Annotated in this window: 13 protein-coding genes and 1 pseudogene; 5 read left to right on the top strand and 9 right to left on the bottom strand. The window is 72.8% G+C overall.

The genetic code is table 11. The features are described 5' to 3' along the window. A pseudogene (locus tag HDA43_RS33455) lies at positions 1-181 on the top strand (argininosuccinate synthase); the annotation flags it as partial. A gap of 277 nt (positions 182-458) precedes the next feature. On the opposite strand, the gene HDA43_RS33450 reads toward HDA43_RS33455, so the two are convergent. Then, positions 459-959 carry a GNAT family N-acetyltransferase gene (locus HDA43_RS33450; protein WP_218912715.1) on the bottom strand — a complete coding sequence of 167 codons (501 nt, stop codon included), beginning with the start codon at positions 957-959 and terminating at the stop codon, positions 459-461. Between the two features lie 433 nt (positions 960-1,392). Between HDA43_RS33450 and HDA43_RS33445 the strand changes: the two genes are divergently transcribed. After that, entirely contained in the window at positions 1,393-2,517 is a 1,125-nt protein-coding gene (locus HDA43_RS33445) for an alpha/beta hydrolase family protein (RefSeq protein WP_218912714.1), read from the top strand. Positions 2,518-2,523: 6 nt separating this feature from the next. Here HDA43_RS33445 and HDA43_RS33440 read toward each other — a convergent pair whose 3' ends face one another. The 7 genes from HDA43_RS33440 to HDA43_RS33410 all read right to left on the bottom strand — a co-directional run bounded on the left by HDA43_RS33440 (position 2,524) and on the right by HDA43_RS33410 (position 12,436). Further along, on the bottom strand, positions 2,524-3,198 hold the full coding sequence (locus HDA43_RS33440) for a response regulator (RefSeq protein ID WP_179828690.1): 675 nt from the start codon (positions 3,196-3,198) through the stop codon (positions 2,524-2,526). Further along, the gene (locus HDA43_RS33435; protein WP_179828688.1) at positions 3,195-4,343 is read right to left on the bottom strand and encodes a sensor histidine kinase; all 1,149 of its coding nucleotides are present in this window, start codon (positions 4,341-4,343) and stop codon (positions 3,195-3,197) included. Before HDA43_RS33435 ends, HDA43_RS33440 begins: the two co-directional genes overlap by 4 nt. Positions 4,344-4,582: 239 nt before the next feature. Next, positions 4,583-5,566, bottom strand: coding sequence for a DUF2804 domain-containing protein (locus HDA43_RS33430; protein WP_179828686.1), 984 nt, complete (start codon positions 5,564-5,566; stop codon positions 4,583-4,585). Continuing rightward, entirely contained in the window at positions 5,563-7,248 is a 1,686-nt protein-coding gene (locus tag HDA43_RS33425) for a glycoside hydrolase family 2 protein (RefSeq protein WP_179828684.1), read from the bottom strand. The genes HDA43_RS33430 and HDA43_RS33425 overlap by 4 nt, the downstream gene beginning before the upstream one ends. After that, positions 7,238-9,259, bottom strand: coding sequence for an alpha-galactosidase (locus tag HDA43_RS33420; RefSeq protein ID WP_218912713.1), 2,022 nt, complete (start codon positions 9,257-9,259; stop codon positions 7,238-7,240). Before HDA43_RS33420 ends, HDA43_RS33425 begins: the two co-directional genes overlap by 11 nt. Then, positions 9,256-11,046, bottom strand: coding sequence for a glycoside hydrolase family 13 protein (locus tag HDA43_RS33415; RefSeq protein ID WP_312873666.1), 1,791 nt, complete (start codon positions 11,044-11,046; stop codon positions 9,256-9,258). Before HDA43_RS33415 ends, HDA43_RS33420 begins: the two co-directional genes overlap by 4 nt. Then, positions 11,036-12,436, bottom strand: a complete 1,401-nt coding sequence (locus HDA43_RS33410) for an MFS transporter (protein WP_179828682.1) — start codon at positions 12,434-12,436, stop codon at positions 11,036-11,038. Before HDA43_RS33410 ends, HDA43_RS33415 begins: the two co-directional genes overlap by 11 nt. A 73-nt stretch (positions 12,437-12,509) precedes the next feature. Here HDA43_RS33410 and HDA43_RS33405 point away from each other — a divergent pair, with 73 nt between their 5' ends. Then, positions 12,510-13,139: a TetR/AcrR family transcriptional regulator gene (locus tag HDA43_RS33405; RefSeq protein ID WP_179828681.1), complete on the top strand. Its 630-nt coding sequence runs from the start codon at positions 12,510-12,512 to the stop codon at positions 13,137-13,139. Between the two features lie 79 nt (positions 13,140-13,218). Here the strand turns inward: HDA43_RS33405 and HDA43_RS33400 are convergent, their stop codons facing one another. After that, positions 13,219-15,438 (bottom strand): peptidase domain-containing ABC transporter, encoded by a 2,220-nt coding sequence (locus HDA43_RS33400; RefSeq protein ID WP_179828680.1) that lies wholly within the window; start codon positions 15,436-15,438, stop codon positions 13,219-13,221. A 149-nt stretch (positions 15,439-15,587) separates the two neighbouring features. On the opposite strand from HDA43_RS33400, the gene HDA43_RS33395 reads away from it, so the two are divergent. Then, on the top strand, positions 15,588-16,106 hold the full coding sequence (locus HDA43_RS33395) for a SigE family RNA polymerase sigma factor (protein ID WP_179828679.1): 519 nt from the start codon (positions 15,588-15,590) through the stop codon (positions 16,104-16,106). Further along, on the top strand, positions 16,103-17,257 hold the full coding sequence (locus HDA43_RS33390) for a TolB-like translocation protein (RefSeq protein ID WP_179828678.1): 1,155 nt from the start codon (positions 16,103-16,105) through the stop codon (positions 17,255-17,257). The genes HDA43_RS33395 and HDA43_RS33390 overlap by 4 nt, the downstream gene beginning before the upstream one ends. Positions 17,258-17,277 lie beyond the last annotated feature (20 nt).

Here is a 17,277-nt window from a genome sequence, read left to right as displayed (position 1 = left end):
CGCCCGGCTCGGCATGGTCGGCAGCGGTCACCCACAGCTGATCGGCGCCGCGCAGGCGGCCTCGACCGGGCTGATCGGCGCGATGTCCGAGGGCGGCGCCGAGGCGATCGCCTCCCGCGGCGAGGCCCCCGCCGACGAGGTGCTGCTCGACCAGGCCGCGATGGAGTCCGGCACCGACTGACCGGCGGAGCGGAGTGGATTCCCGCTCCTGATCGACGCATGGGCGGCGGAGACACCGGCACGCCCGGACGAGGCCGCGGCGCGGAAACGGCCACCCCGCCGCGGCCGTTTCCACCGCCCACCGGCTGGGGCGTACGGCTCTGGCCGAGGGACGAGTCCGCGTATCCGGCGGGCACCCTGAAGCACCGCCTGGTCCGCGCCCTGTTCAGGACCGTCATCAGTGATGGCCGTATCACGCGGGGCACCGCGATGGTGGACGCCGCCGGCCCCCTCACCTGTCAGGCGGTCGTGAAGGAGATCCACACGTCCGGCGGGGCGTCCGGCCGGTGCGGGACCGCCCGGCGTTCCTCCGTCCACGCCTCGCCGGCGATCGTGGTGGCCACGCGCCTCCAGAACGCCACGGCCGCCGTGTTGGAGTCCTGGAAGGCGATCTTCCACGGGCCGGGATGCCGGGAGATCACCTCCTGCACGGCCGTCATCCCGATCCCGGATCGGCGCCTCCCGCGTACGACGAAGAAGCTGTTCAGCACCCGCTCCGGGCCGGACAGCGCGCGTACGAACGAGAACCCGACCGGGTGGTCGTCGCTGGTGAACAGGTAGGGCGCCCAGTCATCGTCCTGGAACGCGGCCTGCAGCCGGTCGCTGCGATAGGTGGCGCCGGGGGCGGGCAGCCCGCCCTGGAACTCCGACATGTCGTGGCGGAACATGAGCCAGAGTCGTTCGACGGTGGAGAAGTCTGCGGCGCTCGCGGGCCGCACGTCCACCTTGAAAATGGTCATACAAGCACTTTCCGGCCGAAATCAACATTCAGCCGGAGAAGTAACGATACCAGATGTTGATCACCACCGACCACGATCCAGAACCGGCAGGGTGGCAGGTCCGGCCGGGCGCGACGTGGAAATCCAGCCCTGAAACGGCCGACCACAGCGTGCTCGGGCCTCCTCGTCAAGAACGAAGGAGCCGGGTGCGTCGATCAGCCGCAGGACGGCAGCCCGGGGAGCAGTCAGCGCCCCACCATCCTGATCGTCGGCCGTCCGGGGGAAGGCGGGTGGCGATGAACCAGGTCGCCGGCAGGTCCTGGACTCAGGCGGGGCTCGTTCGTGAGCGCCATCCCTGAAAACGATCCTCATCGAGCTCTACCCCCCTGGGTTGAGCCGGAGGTCATCCTCAGGCCAGAGGCCGCAGCCGTACACGGCTGGCACCGTGAATGAGGTGAAACGTGCACTCATCATCACCGCCCTGGCCCTCACGCTGGCCGGATGCGGCTCCACCCCACCGCAGCGCCTGACGCTCCCGAAGCCGACGGGCCCGCATCCGGTGGGGACCGTCTCGGTCCACCTGGTGGATCGGTCCCGCCCGGATCCCTGGAACGGCTCCGGCAGGAAGCGGGAGCTGATGGTCAGCCTGTGGTATCCGGCCCGGGACGTGCAGGCCCACCCGGTCGCCCCCTGGATGCCGAAGGCGGCGGCGGAGCGGTACCTGAAAATGAACGACCTGGAGCCGGGCTCGGTGCTGCTGGACAGGACCGACGGCCACGAGGGCGCACCCGTCGATACGAGCCTGGGCATACTGCCGGTCGTCCTGTACTCGTCGGGTGCCAACGCCTCCCGCGCGTACGGGACCGGCGTCGTCGAGGAACTGGCCAGCCGGGGATACGCGGTGGTCACCGTCGATCACCCCTATGACGCGGCGGTGGTGGAGTTCCCCGGCGGCCGGGTGGAGACGGGTGCCGAGCTGACCGACTTCGCCAAGGCGGTCGACGTCCGGGTGGCCGACGTGCGTTTCGTCCTGGACAGCCTGCCCTCCCTGGAGAAGAAGCTGCCCGGCCGTAACGGGAAGCCGCTCTTCGACCTCGCGCGGATCGGAATGTTCGGGCATTCGCTCGGCGGCGCGGCCACCTCCTCCGCCATGTACGCCGACCCGCGGATCAAGGCCGGGCTCGGCCTGGACGGCGCAGTCTTCGGCAAGGTCGCGCGATCCGGCCTCGACCGGCCGTACATGGTGGTCGACACCGACGGGAAGGGCGGCATGGCGACCAATCCGGCGCTGCGCGCCTTCTGGGACGGACTGCGGGGCTGGCGGCTCAACGTGACGGTCAAGGGGGCGGCGCACAACTCCTTCGGCGACGACGTCCTGCTGATCCCCATGTCGGCCGATCCGCTGGGCCTGGGAAAGGAGCAGCTTGAGGAGATCGTCGGCACGATCCCGGCCGAGCGGGCGCTGGCCTTCCAGCGCGCCTACCCGCCGGCCTTCTTCGAGCAGCACCTGCGCGGCCGCCCGCAGGCGTTGCTGCGGGGCCCGTCAGCCGCCTTCCCCGAGGTCTCCTACCGCCGCTGACGGCGCCTACCTGCCGGCCGTGACCACGCCGCCCTCGTAGGCGGCGATGACGAGCTGCGCCCGGTCGTGCGCGGCGAGCTTGGCCAGCAGGCTGCGGATATGGGTCTTGACCGTCGCTCCCCCGATGCCGAGTCGCTCGGCGATCTGCGGGTTGGTCAGCCCTCGTGCCACCAGCAGGAGCACCTCCCGCTCCCGGCCGGACAGCCGGGTCAGCCCCGCCGCCAGCCGGGCCGGGATCGCGGTGGACTCGCGCCGGGCGAACTCCCCGATCAGTCGCGTGGTGATCGACGGGGCCAGCAGCGCCTGTCCTTCCCCCACGATGCGCAGCGCCTCCAGCAGGTCGCCCGGCCGGGTGTCCTTCAGCAGGAATCCGCTGGCTCCGGCCCGCAACGCCCCATAGACGTACTCGTCGAGATCGAACGTGGTCAGCATCACCACCCGCGTCCCGGCGGTCACCGGGTCGGCCCGGATCAGCTCGGTGGCCTTGATCCCGTCGAGGCCGGGCATGCGGACGTCCATGAGCACCAGGTCGGGCCGCAGGTCGCGGGCCAGCTCCACGGCCTGCTCCCCCGCCCCGGCCGCGCCGACGGTCTCCAGGTCGGGGGCGGTGTCGATCAGCCTGCACAGCCCCGCGCGCAGCAACGCCTGGTCCTCGGCGACCAGCACCGTGAACGTGCTCACCTCTCGTCCTCCCCGGAACCGCCTGGTAGCGGCAACCTGGCGCGAACGGCGAAGCCGCCTCCGGGCTCCGGTCCCGCCGAGAACGTTCCGCCGTACAGGACCACCCGCTCCTCCAGCCCGGCCAGCCCGTGGCCCCCCTCACGCGGCGCACCCCCGCGACCGTCGTCGACGACCTCGACCACCAGCTCGCGCTCCGCCCGGATGCCGACTGCCACCCGGCATCGGCCCGGGCCGGCGTGTTTGAGCACGTTGGTCAGCGACTCCTGCACGAGGCGGTAGACGACGAGGGCCGCCTCGTCGCCGAGCGCGAGGCCGGGCTCGACGTCGAGCTCCACCCGTACGTCACCGGCCGGAATCGCCGCGACCAGCTCGCGCAGCGAGTCCACCATGTACGGCGGACCGTCCCGGTCCCCTGAGACGTCGCGGAGCAGACCGAGGAGGCTGCGCAGGTCCGCCAGCGCCTTCCGGCTGGTCTCCTCGATGATCGACAGGGCCTCACCCGCCTCCTCGGGGTGCGTGGCGGCGACGTGGTTGGCGATGCCGGCCCGCATGGAGATCAGGCTCATGCTGTGGGCGACGACGTCGTGCACGTCACGAGCCATACGCAGCCGTTCCGCCGTGACCGCGGCCCGCGCCGACCGTGCGACGGCCTGCACGGCGTACGCGCGCTGCTCTCGTACGGCAAGCCCGATCGTCCACGCCAGACCGAGCACCAGCCAGGCGAATCCGCACGCCGGCGCCGCCTCCGTCCACGAGGGCGAGTCGATCGCGGCACCGGCGGCGGTCACCGCCAGCGCGGCCGCCAGCGCCGCCACCGCCGTCCGGCGCGCTTCCAGCAGCGCCACCGCGTGCAGCGCGAGCGCCAAGGGCACGAATGCCTCCTCCCACCCGGCGAACGGCGCGAGCACCGCCGCCACCAGGACCGGCGCGCAGACCGGCACCGGCCACCGGCGCCGCCCTGCCAGCGGCAGGCAGGCCAGCGCGATCAGCGGCACGGTCGCATACGGCGGCACCCGGACGGACTCCGGCACCAGCACCGCCGACACCGAGAACCCGGCGGCCAGGGCAACGGCCGCGAACGCGTCGACGGCGACCCAGTGTCCCGGTCGCAGCCTGCGCGCGATCAAGGGACGCCGCTCGGCCATGCGCCCATCCTCCCGAGCCGCTGCGCAGATTCGCAGGGTTGTGCTCCATCGCCACCGGGCCCCATTATGGTGGCGACAACTCACCTATCGGTGACACTATATCTAGCATTGCTAGAATGCTGCCATTGAACGACCGAGGATCCGAGCCGAGCCACCGGCCGTTCCGATAAGGGGATCCTGACCGGCCCTTCCAGCCGCGAACTCCCGCGAGAGCGGTTGCGGACCGCCGGCGGTTGCGGCTACCAGCGGTTGCGGGCCTCCTCGGCCCAGCCGGTGAGGCCGTCGAGGTCCACCCAGGTGCCGTCGTCGGCCCGCGCCCGCCCCGAGAAGTGGCCGAAGCACTGGTGGGTCTCGCTGCCCACCAGGCCCAGCTCGGTGCGGGCCACCTTCTCGTGGAACGGGTGGAACTCCACCTCCACCTGCGGGCCGGTGATCCGCCAGGGCCGCAGCCAGTCGGTCCGGTCGTACGACCATTCCAGCTCGTCGCCGATCTTGTGCAGGCGGCCGTCGACGAACAGGGCGTTCTCCGTCGAGCCGGTGCCGTCGGTCCACTTGCCGCCGAGCTGGATCGCCCGGCCGGGCCCGCTGCCGGCCGCCCAGTTCCACGTGATCGAGTACGGCCACTTGCCCCGGCCGTGGTCGAGCACGGCGAACGAGTCCGTCTCCTCGAAGGCGAACTCGGCCGACCCCAGCCGCAGCCGGCCGCGCGCCGGGCGGCCGACGTCCTTGACCGTGTACTGGAACCGGCCGGGCCCCCACGGCACCACCACGCCGAGCGACTCGTGGCCCTCCGGCAGCGGCACCTCCAGGTCGAGCTCGATGCCGGACGCGACGGCCCGGATCACGGTGCCGGAGGCGTCCTGCTCGATGTCGATCGCCAGACCACCGCCCCGCACGGATGCCGTCCCGGCGCCGCTGCGGTCGGGGAAGACGGCGCCGCGGGCCAGCGGCACCACGACGTCCTTGGCGGTCTCGACCCGGGTCTCCCGGTCGAGCACGTACACCCCGTTCACCGCCGCGTAGTCCAGCGACGACGCGACCAGGCCGATGATGTGGCGCGGGGTGACGACGCCCCAGTACTCCCAGCGCTTGCCCCGCCCCCAGCCCCGCAGGTTGCCCCGGTGCAGCGGCCGCCGGGTCCAGCCGACCGCTTCGGCGTTGAGCCGCCCGTCGGCCAGGCACAGGTCGACGGGCGCGGTGATCTCTCGCTCATGGGTGGTCATGGGAGCCTGAGCCTTTTCGTGATCGAACGTACGAGGTCGTCGGGGAGCTTGAGCACCGCCCGGTCGTAGGTGAGCAGGCCGTTGATCTCGTCCTCCACATCGGACAGCTGCGTGTAGACGGTCGCGCTCAGCCCGCGCGCGATGGCCGGGATGACCTGCTCCTCGTGCAGCCGGGTGAACGCCTCGCCGAGCGCGTCCACCGTACGGTACCGGCGGTAGCCGAACTCCTTCTCGCCCCACGTGTGTCCCACGGCCGGCAGGCTGTATCCCCCGTACTCGGACAACACGAGCACCCGTCCGTCGGGCCGGGGCGGGCGGAACCGGCGGAAGTAGACGTGCAGGCTTCGCAGGTCGCCCGCGCCCTGGTCGTGCCAGCCGCTGGCGTGGTCGACCGTACGGGTCGGGTCGAGCCGGGTGAGCTCGGCGGCGATCCGCGCGGCGTCGAACTGGCCCCAGCCCTCGTTGAACGGCACCCACACCGCCAGGCTCACCACGTTGCGCAGATGCTCGACCGTGGCGCGCATGTCGGTCTCGAAGGCCGTACGGCCCGCCGCGTCGGCCCGGCCGAACCGGCGGTGCCGGCGGTCGTCCAGCCGTACGAACGGGAGGACCGCGGGCGCGGTGATGACCCATGGGCGGTACGGCTCGCCGCCGTTGACCATGTCCTGCCAGACGAGCATGCCGAGCCGGTCGCAGTGGTGGTACCAGCGCAGCGGCTCGATCTTGATGTGCTTGCGCAGCATGGTGAAGCCGAGCCGTTTCATCGTGGCGATGTCGCGGATCATCGCCTCGTCGCTGGGCGGGGTGTAGAGACCGTCCGGCCAGTAGCCCTGGTCGAGCACGCCCGCGTGGAAGTACGGCCGGCCGTTCAGCAGCAGCCGGGGGACGCCGTCGGCGTCGGGTCCGACCGAGAAGGAGCGCATGCCGAAGTAGCCGCGCACCCGGTCCGTGCCGAGCGACACGGTGACGTCGTACAGGAAGGGGTCCTCGGGGCTCCAGGGGCGCGCCTCGGGCAGGGGGACGCGGACCGGCCGCCCGGCCGTCACCGTGGCACGCGCGACCGTCTCGCCTCCGGCCGAGATCTCGACGCGCGCCTCCCCGCCGGCCGCGTGGACCGTCACCTCCACGCAGGAGTCGTCGAGCAGCGGGGTCAGCGTGAGCCGTTCGACGTGGACCTCGGGCACGCACTCGGCCCAGACCGTCTGCCAGATGCCCGACTGCGCCGTGTACCAGATGCCGCCGCGCCGCAGACGCTGTTTGCCCCGCGGCCCGTTCCCGGTGTCGTCCTGGACGGCCACGACGAGGGTGTTCCCGGACGGGCGCAGCGCGTCGGTGACGTCGAACGAGAACGGCAGGTAGCCGCCGGTGTGACCGCCGATCCCGACGTCGTTGACCCACACCCGGCAGGTCTCGTCGACCGCGCCGAAGTGCAGGATCACCCGGCCGTCGGCGAAGTCGGCCGGCAGGTCGAACGAGCGCCGGTACCAGAGGGTCTGCCCGGGGAGCAGCTGCCGGTTCACCCCGGACAGCGGCGCCTCCGGCGAGTACGGCACGACGATCTCGCCGTCGTACGTCTCGGGGGGATCGTCGCTGATCGCGTACCGCCAGCGGCCGTTGAGGTTGAGGTGGCTGTCGCGGACCAGCTGGGGCCGCGGGTACTCCGGAAGCGGGTCATCCGACACGCGTGAACCTCTTCAGTTCGCTGACCCCCTCGAACGGCCACGGCCGGGGCAGCCCGTGGCTCATCAGCAGGGCGCCGTGACAGATCTCCCCGGTGTCCTCGTCGCGGTAGCGGCCGTCCGGGTCCAGACCCCTGAGCCGTAGGGGGGCCGTCGCGCGGACCAGCATCGTCGGCCGCCAGGAGAGCACCACCACGTCCGCGTCGAGGGTGTACTGCACGGCCCAGTCGGCGAGGCGGTCCATCCGGCCGCCGTGAACGACCGGGCGGATCTCCTTGTACCGCGCGACCAGGTGCTTCGCCTGCTCCAGGTCTTCCGGACCCCACCGCCGCAGGTCGCCGCCGATGCCGAGCGCGCCCGCCATCGCGACGTGGAAGCGGAAGGCGAGCGGCGTCCGCCCGCCGGTGATCGCGTTCGGGCTGTCGGTCACCCAGGCGCCCATCGTGCAGGCCGGATAGATCTGGCCGTAGCCGTGCTGGATCGCGATCCGCTGGGCGGCGTCGGTGTCGTCGGAGGTCCAGATCTGGTCGGTGCGGGCGATCATGCCGAGGTCCGCGCGGCCCCCGCCGCTCGCGCAGCCCTCGATCATCAGGTGCGGGTGGGCCGCGCGCAGCCGGTCGATCACGGCGTACACGTTCCGGATGTAGGGCACCCACACCTCGTCACCGGCCTCCGTGAACGGCCGGTTCATGTCCCACTTCAGGAACGCGATGTCGTCGCCGGTCACCAGCTCGTCGAGCCGGTCGTACGCCCAGTCGGCGACGTCGTCCCGGGAGAAGTCGAGCAGGAGCTGGTTGCGCACCTCGGTCGGGTGCCGGTTCGGCTGGCGCAGCACCCACTCGGGGTGCGTGCGGTAGAGCTCGCTGTCCGGGTTGACCGACTCCGGCTCGACCCACAGACCGAACGCCATGCCGAGCCGCTTCACGTGCTCGACCAGCGGGGTGAGGCCGTCGGGGAAGCGTTCGGGGTTCGGCCACCAGTCACCCAGGCCCGCCGTCTCACCCGTGCGGCCGCCGAACCAGCCGTCGTCCATCACGAACAGCTCGACCCCGATGCCGGCGGCCAGCTCGGCCAGCTCCATCTGCTGCGCCTGGGAGATGTCGAACTCCGTCGCCTCCCACGAGTTGAAGACCACCGGCCGCACCCGGCGGGGTTCGGGCAGCACGTGGCGGCGGACGTGGTCGTGCCAGCGGTGACTGATCCCGCCGAACCCCTCGGCCGAATAGACCCCGCTGAACGCGGGCGTCTCCAGGGCCTCGCCCGGTCCGAGCCGCCAGGTCACGCCCTCGTGCCCGAACCCGCCGCTCCAGCCCGCGCGACCGTCGTGGTCGCGTTCGACCGTGATGCGCCAGCTTCCGCTCCAGGCCAGCGCCGCGCTCCACACCTCGCCGTGGTCCTCGGTCGCGTCGCCCGCGTCGAGCATCACCCACGGGTTGGCGTGGTGGCCGCTGTGCCCGCGCCTGCTGGTCAGCACGGTCTCGGCCGTCGCCAGCGCCGTACGCCGGACCTGGAACTCCGCGCCCCACCCGCCGGTGACGTGGGTGAGCCGGTAGTCCTCGCGCTGCGGGACCGTCCAGGCCGCCGAGTCGCAGCGCAGGATCGTGATCGGCTCGTCCCCGGTGTTGCGCAGGGTCGTCCAGCGGTCGATCGCGTCGCTGCCGGGCCTGACCCGGTAGTGCAGGTCGATCTCCAGCGGGTAGTGCCGGTCGGCCATCCTGATCACCAGGTGACCGGCCGCGCCGTCCCCGCCGGGGTCGATCTCGTGGTCGAGGTGCCGCCACTCGACGCCGCGTACGGCGTCGCCGTACCTGACCTGGAGGCCCGCCACGCCGAACCGCTCGCCGCCCTCGCCCGGCAGTTCCTCGCGTCCGGGGGGCAGCGCGCGGGCCTGGTCGGGCGTGAGCCGCGGTCCCCAGTGGGCGCAGCGTGGCGCGCCGTCCGGCCCGAGCCGCACGACGTACGCGCTGGACGGGGTGGCGAGCAGCCACAACCCGGGTTCCTCATAGTTGATCAAGACAGCCACACTCCGGTGTCGGGCGGCAGCAGGTCGCCGTCGAGCGGCCCGCTGGCGAGCAGCACGTCGTGGTGCCGGGTGAGCGGCACCGGCACGGGGCCGAAGTTCACCATCAGCGTGAACCCCGGGTCGCGGGCGAGGGCCAGCACGCCCGGAGGCGTGTCCAGCCAGGTCAGGTCGCCGTCGCCGAGCGCGGGGTGATCACGCCGGATGGCGAGCGCGGCCCGGTAGAGGTTCAGCGTCGAACCGGGATCGGCCCGCTGCGCGGCCACGGTCAGCCCCGCCCAGTCCTCCGGCTGCGGCAGCCACGTTCCCTGGGCGCCCTGGGCGCCTTCGGGGGCCGGGACGTCCACGGCGCCGAAGCCGTACGGCGCCGCCGTGCCGGACCAGGGCAGCGGCACGCGACAGCCGTCCCTGCCCATGAACGTGCGCAGCGTGCGCTCGAACATCGGGTCCCGCCGGGCCTCGTCCGGGATGGCGAGATGTTCCGGCAGGCCCAGCTCGTCCCCCTGGTAGATGTACGCCCCGCCGGGCAGGGCGAGCAGCAGCAGCGCGGCCGCGCGGGCCCGCCTGGTGCCCAGCTCGACGTCCACGTCCATCCGGCCCAGCAGCACCTCGGGGGTCGGCGCGCGGACCAGGTCCTGGTCGACGCCGAACCTGGTCACCATGCGTGGCACGTCGTGGTTGCCCAGAACCCAGGGGATCGACCCGCCCGTCTCGCGGGCCAGCCGGTGCGACCCGTCGATGACCGTGCGGAACTCCCCGGCCGACCACGGGGTCGGCATCAACCCGAAGTTGAACAGCTGGGCCAGCCCGTCTCCCGCCAGGTACGGCCTGGCCTGGTCGGTGTCGAACCACATCTCCGCCACGGTGCCCCGGTCGCCGGGATAGGAGTCGAGGATCTTCCGCCAGGAGCGGTAGAGCTCCAGCAGCTCCGGCTGGTGCTCGTAGGGCACGGCCGTCTGGCCCGGCATGAGCGGGCCGCTCTGGCTGCCGGGGACGACGTCGGGCAGGCCGTCCTGCTTGAACAGCATGTTGGCCACGTCGATCCGGAACCCGGCCACGCCCCGGTCCAGCCAGAACCGCAGCACCCGCTCGAACATGGCGACCACGTCGGGGTGCCGCCAGTTCCAGTCGGGCTGGGCGGAGTCGAACAGGTGCAGGTACCACTGCCCGTCGGCCACCTGGGTCCAGGCCGGGCCGCCGAACACGGACTGCCAGTTGTTGGGCTCGTCACGGAAGACGAACCGCTCACGCTCCGGGCTGCCGGGACCGGCGGCCAGCGCCGCGCGGAACCACGGATGCTCGGCCGAGCAGTGGTTGGGGACGATGTCGACGATCACCTTGATGTCCTTCGCCGCGGCCCCCGCCACGAGCGCGTCGAAATCGGCCAGCGTGCCGTACCGGGGATCGACGTCGCAGTAGTCGGCCACGTCGTAGCCGCCGTCGGCCAGCGGCGAGGGATAGAACGGGCTCAGCCAGATCGCGTTCACCCCCAGGTCGGCCAGGTGGTCGAGCCGGGACAGCACCCCGGGCAGGTCCCCTTCGCCGTCGCCGTTCGCGTCGGCGAAGCTGCGCGGATACACCTGGTAGACGACCGCGTCCCGCCACCACGCCCCCCGGTCGTACGGGCGGGCGTCTCCGGCGGCCGGATCCTTCTGGAACCGGCCCTCCGGGGACGGGCGTCCGGGGGACGGCGTTCCCGCGGTCGGGCTTTCGGCGGGTGGTCCCGCGGCGGACCGGTTCTCGGCCGGCGGTCTCTCAGCGGACCGGTTCTCAGCGGACACCGCGAATCCTCCAGATCAGACAGGCACCGAGCGTGGCGAAACCGGCCGCCACGCCGTACATGAGCGGATAACCGCCGGCCGAGGTGACCAGCGGCGCGGCGATCACCGGGCCGAGCGTGTTGGACGCCGAGTTGGCCAGGCTCACGATGCCGAGGTCCTTGGCCCGGTCGGCGTCGGCGGGCAGCAGCTGGGTGACCATCGCCTGGTCGACGGCGGTGAACATGCCGTAGCCCGCGCCGAGGAGCGCGGACGCCGCGATGGCGGCGGGCCAGCTGGTCAGGAACGTCAGCACCAGCGCGGAGGCCGCCATCGTGAGGCCGCCGGCGCAGACGGCGGGCCTGCGGCTGCCGTACCGGTCGGACAGCCAGCCCGCCAGCAGGGTCGGCACGACGCTGCTCAACGTGAACACCGCAACGAGTACCACGACGCCCTGCTCGACGGTCGAATCGGGGAAGAGCCCCTCGTAGTGGACCGCGTCCCGCAGGTAGTACTGCAGGTAACCGATCGCCATCGCGAGCGTGAGAGTGATCATGAGCCGGCTCACCCAGGCCCAGGCGAAGTCGGGATGCCTGCGCGGGCTCACCCACAGGCCGCGCAGGAAGGCCAACAGGCCGAACGGCACGGCCGTACCGACGGCGGGCCCGGTGGTCACGGCGGCGGTTCCGGCGGTCGCGACGGCGGTTTCGGCGATGGCTCCGGCTGCGACGGTGGGGACTACCGCGGGTCCTTCCGCGGGCCCTTCCACAGGTTCTTCCGCGGGTCCTTCCGCGAGTCCTTCCGCAGGTTCTTCCGCGGGTTCGCGGGTGAACAGGCCGAAGGGCAGCACGAGCAGCAGGACCAGGACCGCCATCGCGAGGAACGCGGCCTTCACCCCGGTCAGCAGGACGGTCGCCACCACCCCGCCCAGCAGCGGGCCGGCCAGCTGGCCCACGCCCGCCAGCGCCGACACCTTGCCGCGCTGACGGATCGGCACCTGGTCGGGCACGGTGGCGATGGCGGCGGCCAGGGCGGCGGTGAACGCCAGCTGCGCGACCGCCCAGCCGGCGACCAGCCCGGCCAGCGACTCCTGCCAGGCGAGGAACGCCAGGGACGCGGCGCAGACCAGCGCGCCTCCCACGATCCACGGGCGGCGCCGGCCGAACCGGGACCGGGTCCGATCGGACATGGCGCCGAAGAGCGGGTTCGCGATGATCGTGCAGACGGCGCCGACCGCGAACACGACCGCCAGCGACGCCTCCTTGTGCGCCGGATCGATGCGCGCCACATGGGAGGGCAGCAGGATCTGGCTGCCGACGGTCGTCGCCATGATGATGCCCATCTGGGCGAGTGCCAGCAGTGTCATCCAACCGGCGGAGACCCGTTTCACGGGCGTGGTGTGCACCTCGTGCATGTGTTTCCTTCGAGGCGAAACATGAGTGGGTGACACGTTAGAACATGACAGGGCGTTATGTTAAGACTGGATCGTGGAAAACCCCGGAATCCGGCGCCGACCGGTTCAGAAACGGAGCATCGACCGGGTCGAGCGCATCCTCGACGCCTGCGCCCACCTCCTGGACGAGGTGGGTCTCGACGCGCTGACCACCGTCGACGTCGCCAGGCGGGCCGGGGTACCGAGCGGCACCATCTACCAGTTCTTCGACGGCAAACCCGGCATGCTGCGCGAGCTGGCGCTGCGAAACCTGGATCTGCTGCTGGTGCGGCTACGCCACCGGGTGGCCGAGGAGGGGCCGCTCACCTGGCCTCGGGCGGCCGAGCTCGTGCTGGCCGTGACCGTCGAGATGCGCCGGACCGTCCCCGGTTACACGGTGGTCGACTTCGCCGACACCCGGCCCGGCGGGCAGACGTTCCTGCCGCCGGGCGAGACGCAGGAGGGCGGGGACGTGCTGGCCGAGCGGCTCTACCACTTCGCCCTCGACGAGGCCGGGCTGCCACCGCTGCCCGACCCCTATCACGTCATGCGGCTGGCCATCCAGGCCACGGCCGCCGCTCTCCACCTCGCCTTCGCGGCCTCCCCCGACGGTGACCCCGTCATGATCGAGCAGGGCCGTACGCTGCTGCGCGCCTACTTCTCCGCCGTGTCCCCCGCCGGCTGAGAACCGGGGCGGGAGCCCATGGGACGCCGGCGCGGTCGGGCGAGGCGGCCGGCCACGTCCCGTCGCCGGCGGCGGGGGCTCACCCGGAGGCCGCCGGGAGCTGCGCCCGGGTCAGGCGCGCGTACAGGCCGCCGGCGTCGACCAGCGTCTCGTGGGTGCCGCTCTCGGCGATCCGTCCCCCGGCCAGCACCAGGATCAGGTCGGCGTCCCTGATCGTGCTCAGCCGATGGGCGATCACGATGCGCGTCTGGGGCAGGGAGTCGAGACCGGCGCTCAGCGCCGCCTCGGTGTCGGTGTCGAGGTGGCTGGTCGCCTCGTCCAGCAGCAGGACCTCCGGGCGGGCCAGGATCGCCCGCGCCAGCGCGATGCGCTGGCGCTGACCGCCGGACACTCCCCCGCCCTCGGTCAGCTGCGTGTGGTACCCCAGGGGCATGGCGGCGATGTCGTCGTGGACGCAGGCCAGCCGGGCCGCCTCCGCCACCTCGTGGAGGGAGGCGCCGGGGCTGCCCAGCGCGATGTTGTCCGCGATCGAGCCGGTGAACAGGGCGGGCTCCTGGGTGACCACCCCGAAGCGGCGCCGCAGCCGTCCGGGGTCCAGGCGGGAGACCGGCGCGCCGTCGTGCAGGATCTCCCCCTCCGTCGGCGGGAACAGCCCCAGCAGGAGGCGGGCGAGGGTGGTCTTGCCGGACCCGGAGCGGCCGACCAGCGCGACCTTCTGCCCGGGGGCGATCCGCAGGTCGATGCCGCGGACGATCCACGGGCTCTCCGGCGCGTAGCGGAAGCCGACGCCCCTCATCTCGATCACGCCCGGCCCTCCCCCGCCGCCGGTACGGCCGGCCGCGCTAGCCGAGGCGGTCACGTCGGCCGGAGCGACCATGTCGGCCGGGGCGGTCCGCCGCGCGACGGCCGCCGCCGCGCCGGGTTCGGGGTCGGTCTCCCAGATGTCGGCGAGCCGTTCGGCCTGGGCGCGGGCGGTCTGCAGGCCCCGCAGGCTCGCGGTCAGCGACGCCAGCGGGGCCAGGGCCGCCGCGGCGAGGGCCAGCACCCCCAGCATGGCGCCCGCGGTGAGCAGGTGGCCGGCCACCTGCTGCGCGCCGGCCCACAGCAGGACCAGCGGGGCGGCGAAGCGCAGCGTGGCCAGCGCGGTCTCCTGCGCGCCCTGGGCGAGCGCGCTGCGCCGTACCCGACGGGTCTGTACGGCCAGCAGGCGCGTCCAGCGCTCCAGGACCTGGGCCTCCGCCCCCGACGACTTGATCGTCTCGATGCCCTTGACCGCCTCGATGAGCTGCCCCTGGGCGTCGTTGCGGGCCTCGTGCTCGCGGTGGACCAGGTCGCGGATCCGCTGCCGCCCGGTCAGGAGCACCAGGAACTGGGCCACGGCCAGTACGGCGAGCAGCCCGCCGAGCAACGGCGAGCGCACGGTGACCGCGACCAGGTAACCGGCGGCCAGAGGGGCGTCCAGCAGGGCGGACAGCACCTGGCCGGTGAGGATGTCGCGCAGCAGGCCCGCCCCGGTGATCCGCGCGACCAGGTCGGCAGAGCCCCGGTGGGAGAAGAAGCCGAACGGCAGGGTGAGCAGCCGCCTGGCCAGCTCGTCCAGCAGGGCGGTGTCGGCCCGGGCGCGCAGCACGACCAGCGCCCAGGCCCGCAGCCCCCCGGTCACCAGGCAGGCGACCGCCGCCGCGGCCGCGCCCAGGCCCAGCAGCGGCAGCAGGCCGGTCTCGCCGCGGCCCAGCACCCGGTCCACGACGGCCTCGGTGGCGACGGGCAGGACGAGCCCGAGCCCCTGCAGCAGGAGGCTGAGCACCACCAGGACGGCCAGCAGGCCCCGATGGCGCAGCACGCTGAGGCGTGCGTACCGCGACCACCAGGATCGCCGCTCACCGAAGCGGCCCCGCCGGAAGTCCGGGCCGGGGGCGAAGGTGAGGAGCACTCCGCTGTAGTCGCGAGCGAACTCCTCCGGGGCGAGCCGCAGCCGTCCGGTGCCCGGGTCGATCACCGTGATCCGGCCGCCGCCGGCCCGCTCCACCACCACGAAGTGCCTGGAGCGCCAGTGGGCGACGGCCGGCAGGGGCGACTCGGGCACGTGCGCGGCCGGCAGCGCCAGGGCGCGGGTGGTCAGGCCGCGCGCCCGCGCGGCGCGCACCAGGGTGAGCGCGCTGACGCCGTCGCGGCCCACGCCCATCTCGCCGGACAGGACGCGCACGGAGGTGTGGTGCCCGTGCGCGCCGAGGACCATCGCGAGGCAGGCGGCCCCGCACTCGACCAGGCTGTGCTGGCGTACGACTGGAACCCGCATGGGACCGCAGTCTCCGCCCCGCGGCTGGCAACCGGCTTGCAACCGACATGGGAACCTCTGGCCCGCGGGACCTTCCGGTGGATCGGCGGGGCCGGACTGCAACCTTTCGCCCGGCGGGTCGCGTTGGGAACGGGCGAGAGGAGATCACATTGGATCGTCACGACGGCTTCCGCGAGTTCGTGCTCGCCCGCCAGCAGGCGCTGATGCGGACCGCGTACCTACTCGTGGGAGACGCTCATCTCGCCGAGGACCTGCTGCAGAGCGTGCTGGTCAAGATCGCGGGCAAGTGGCCCGGGCTGGCCCGGGACGGCAACCCCAAGGCGTACACGCGCCGGGCCCTGGTGAACCAGTACATCTCATGGCGGCGCCGGCCGCGGCCGGAGGCGCCGAGCGCCGACCCGCCCGAGCACGGCGTCTCCCACGACGAGGAGACGCTCGACCGGATCATGCTGCGCCAGGCGCTGGCCAAGCTGACACGCAAGCAGCGGGCCGTGATCGTGCTGCGTTTCTGGGAGGACCTCACCGAGGCGCAGACGGCCGAGGCGCTCGGCTGTTCGGTCGGCAACGTCAAGAGCCAGACCCACCACGCGCTGGCCCGCCTGCGTGCGCTCGCACCCGAGCTGGCCGGCCCCGACTCCCTTTCCGACCTTCAGGAGGTGGCGCGATGACGAGACTGCGCAGGGCGCTGAACGGCATCGCCGAGGAAGCGCCCATGGTGGACCTGGCCGACCTGGCCCTGGCGGGCCATCGACGCCGGCGGCGCGTCACGGCGCTGCTGGCCGCCGCCACGGTGGCCACGATGGTGGCGGGCGCGACGACGGCCACCGTGACGTCGATCCGGTCCCACGGCGTGGCCGCGGCGTGGCGGACGGAGGCCGCCGCGGCACCGCTCCGGTCCCATGACGCGGCCGCGACGCCGCAGACGGAGGCCGCCGTGCCCGATCTGCCCGGGGGCCGGGTGGGACCGCTCGCCTACGCCTACCGGACGCCCTGCGACGTCGACCGGGAGCGGAAGACGATCGACTGCGCGGCCGTCGAGTGGCGGGTGGTCACCCGCGCCGGCACGACCTACCGGTTGCCGCAGGCCCTCGCCCTCAACGATCAGGAACGCCGCGTCCCCGTCGCGATCAGCCGGGACGGGCGCATGCTCGCCTACTACAGCCGGCAGGCCCAGGCACATGTGGTACGCGACCTGGTGGACGGCTCGCAGGTGACGTCTCCCGTGACGGTGAAGGAGGAGCGCATCGGCATCGGCTCCATGCTCGTGGTCTCCGACGACGGCCGCCACGTGGTGTTCGATCCGCGCGAGGGCAGCAAGGAACCCGGGCTGCTGATCGACATGCGCACCGGGAAGACCGTCCGGATACCCGGCGAGTACGAACCGGTCAGCATCAAGGACGGCATCGCCGAGCTGGTCCGGTACGTCAAGACCGATCTGTGGCTGATGCCCGTCACCGGCGGGGGCAGGCCGGTGCGCTTCGCCGGCGCGTACATCACGTTCAGCGAGCTCGCCCCGGACGGCCGTACGGTCGCCGCCGCCGAGATGAAGGACCTCCAGAAGCAAAAGCTCTCCCTGCTCGACACCGCCGGCGGGCGCGCGCCGCGGAAGGTGGCCGTCCGCGGTCTGCCGGAGAAAGCGGGCGTCATCGCCACCGGCCCCTGGCGGAGCGGATCGGAGCTCACGCTTTTCGCGCTGCACGGGAAGGGCACGCACGTCTACAGCGTCGACATCGGCACCGGGCGGGCCCGCCGGCTGGCCGATTACCCTCCGGGCAAGCCCGGGGGATTCCTGGTCCTGCCCGGGGTCGCGAGCGGCTGAGCGGCGGCTCCCGGTCTCTC

The organism is Streptosporangium sandarakinum, from assembly GCF_013409935.1.
Taxonomy (GTDB): Bacteria; Actinomycetota; Actinomycetes; order Streptosporangiales; family Streptosporangiaceae; genus Streptosporangium; species Streptosporangium nondiastaticum.
Note: the sequence above shows the minus strand (reverse complement) of the source record. Positions and strands in the feature narration are given on the sequence as shown.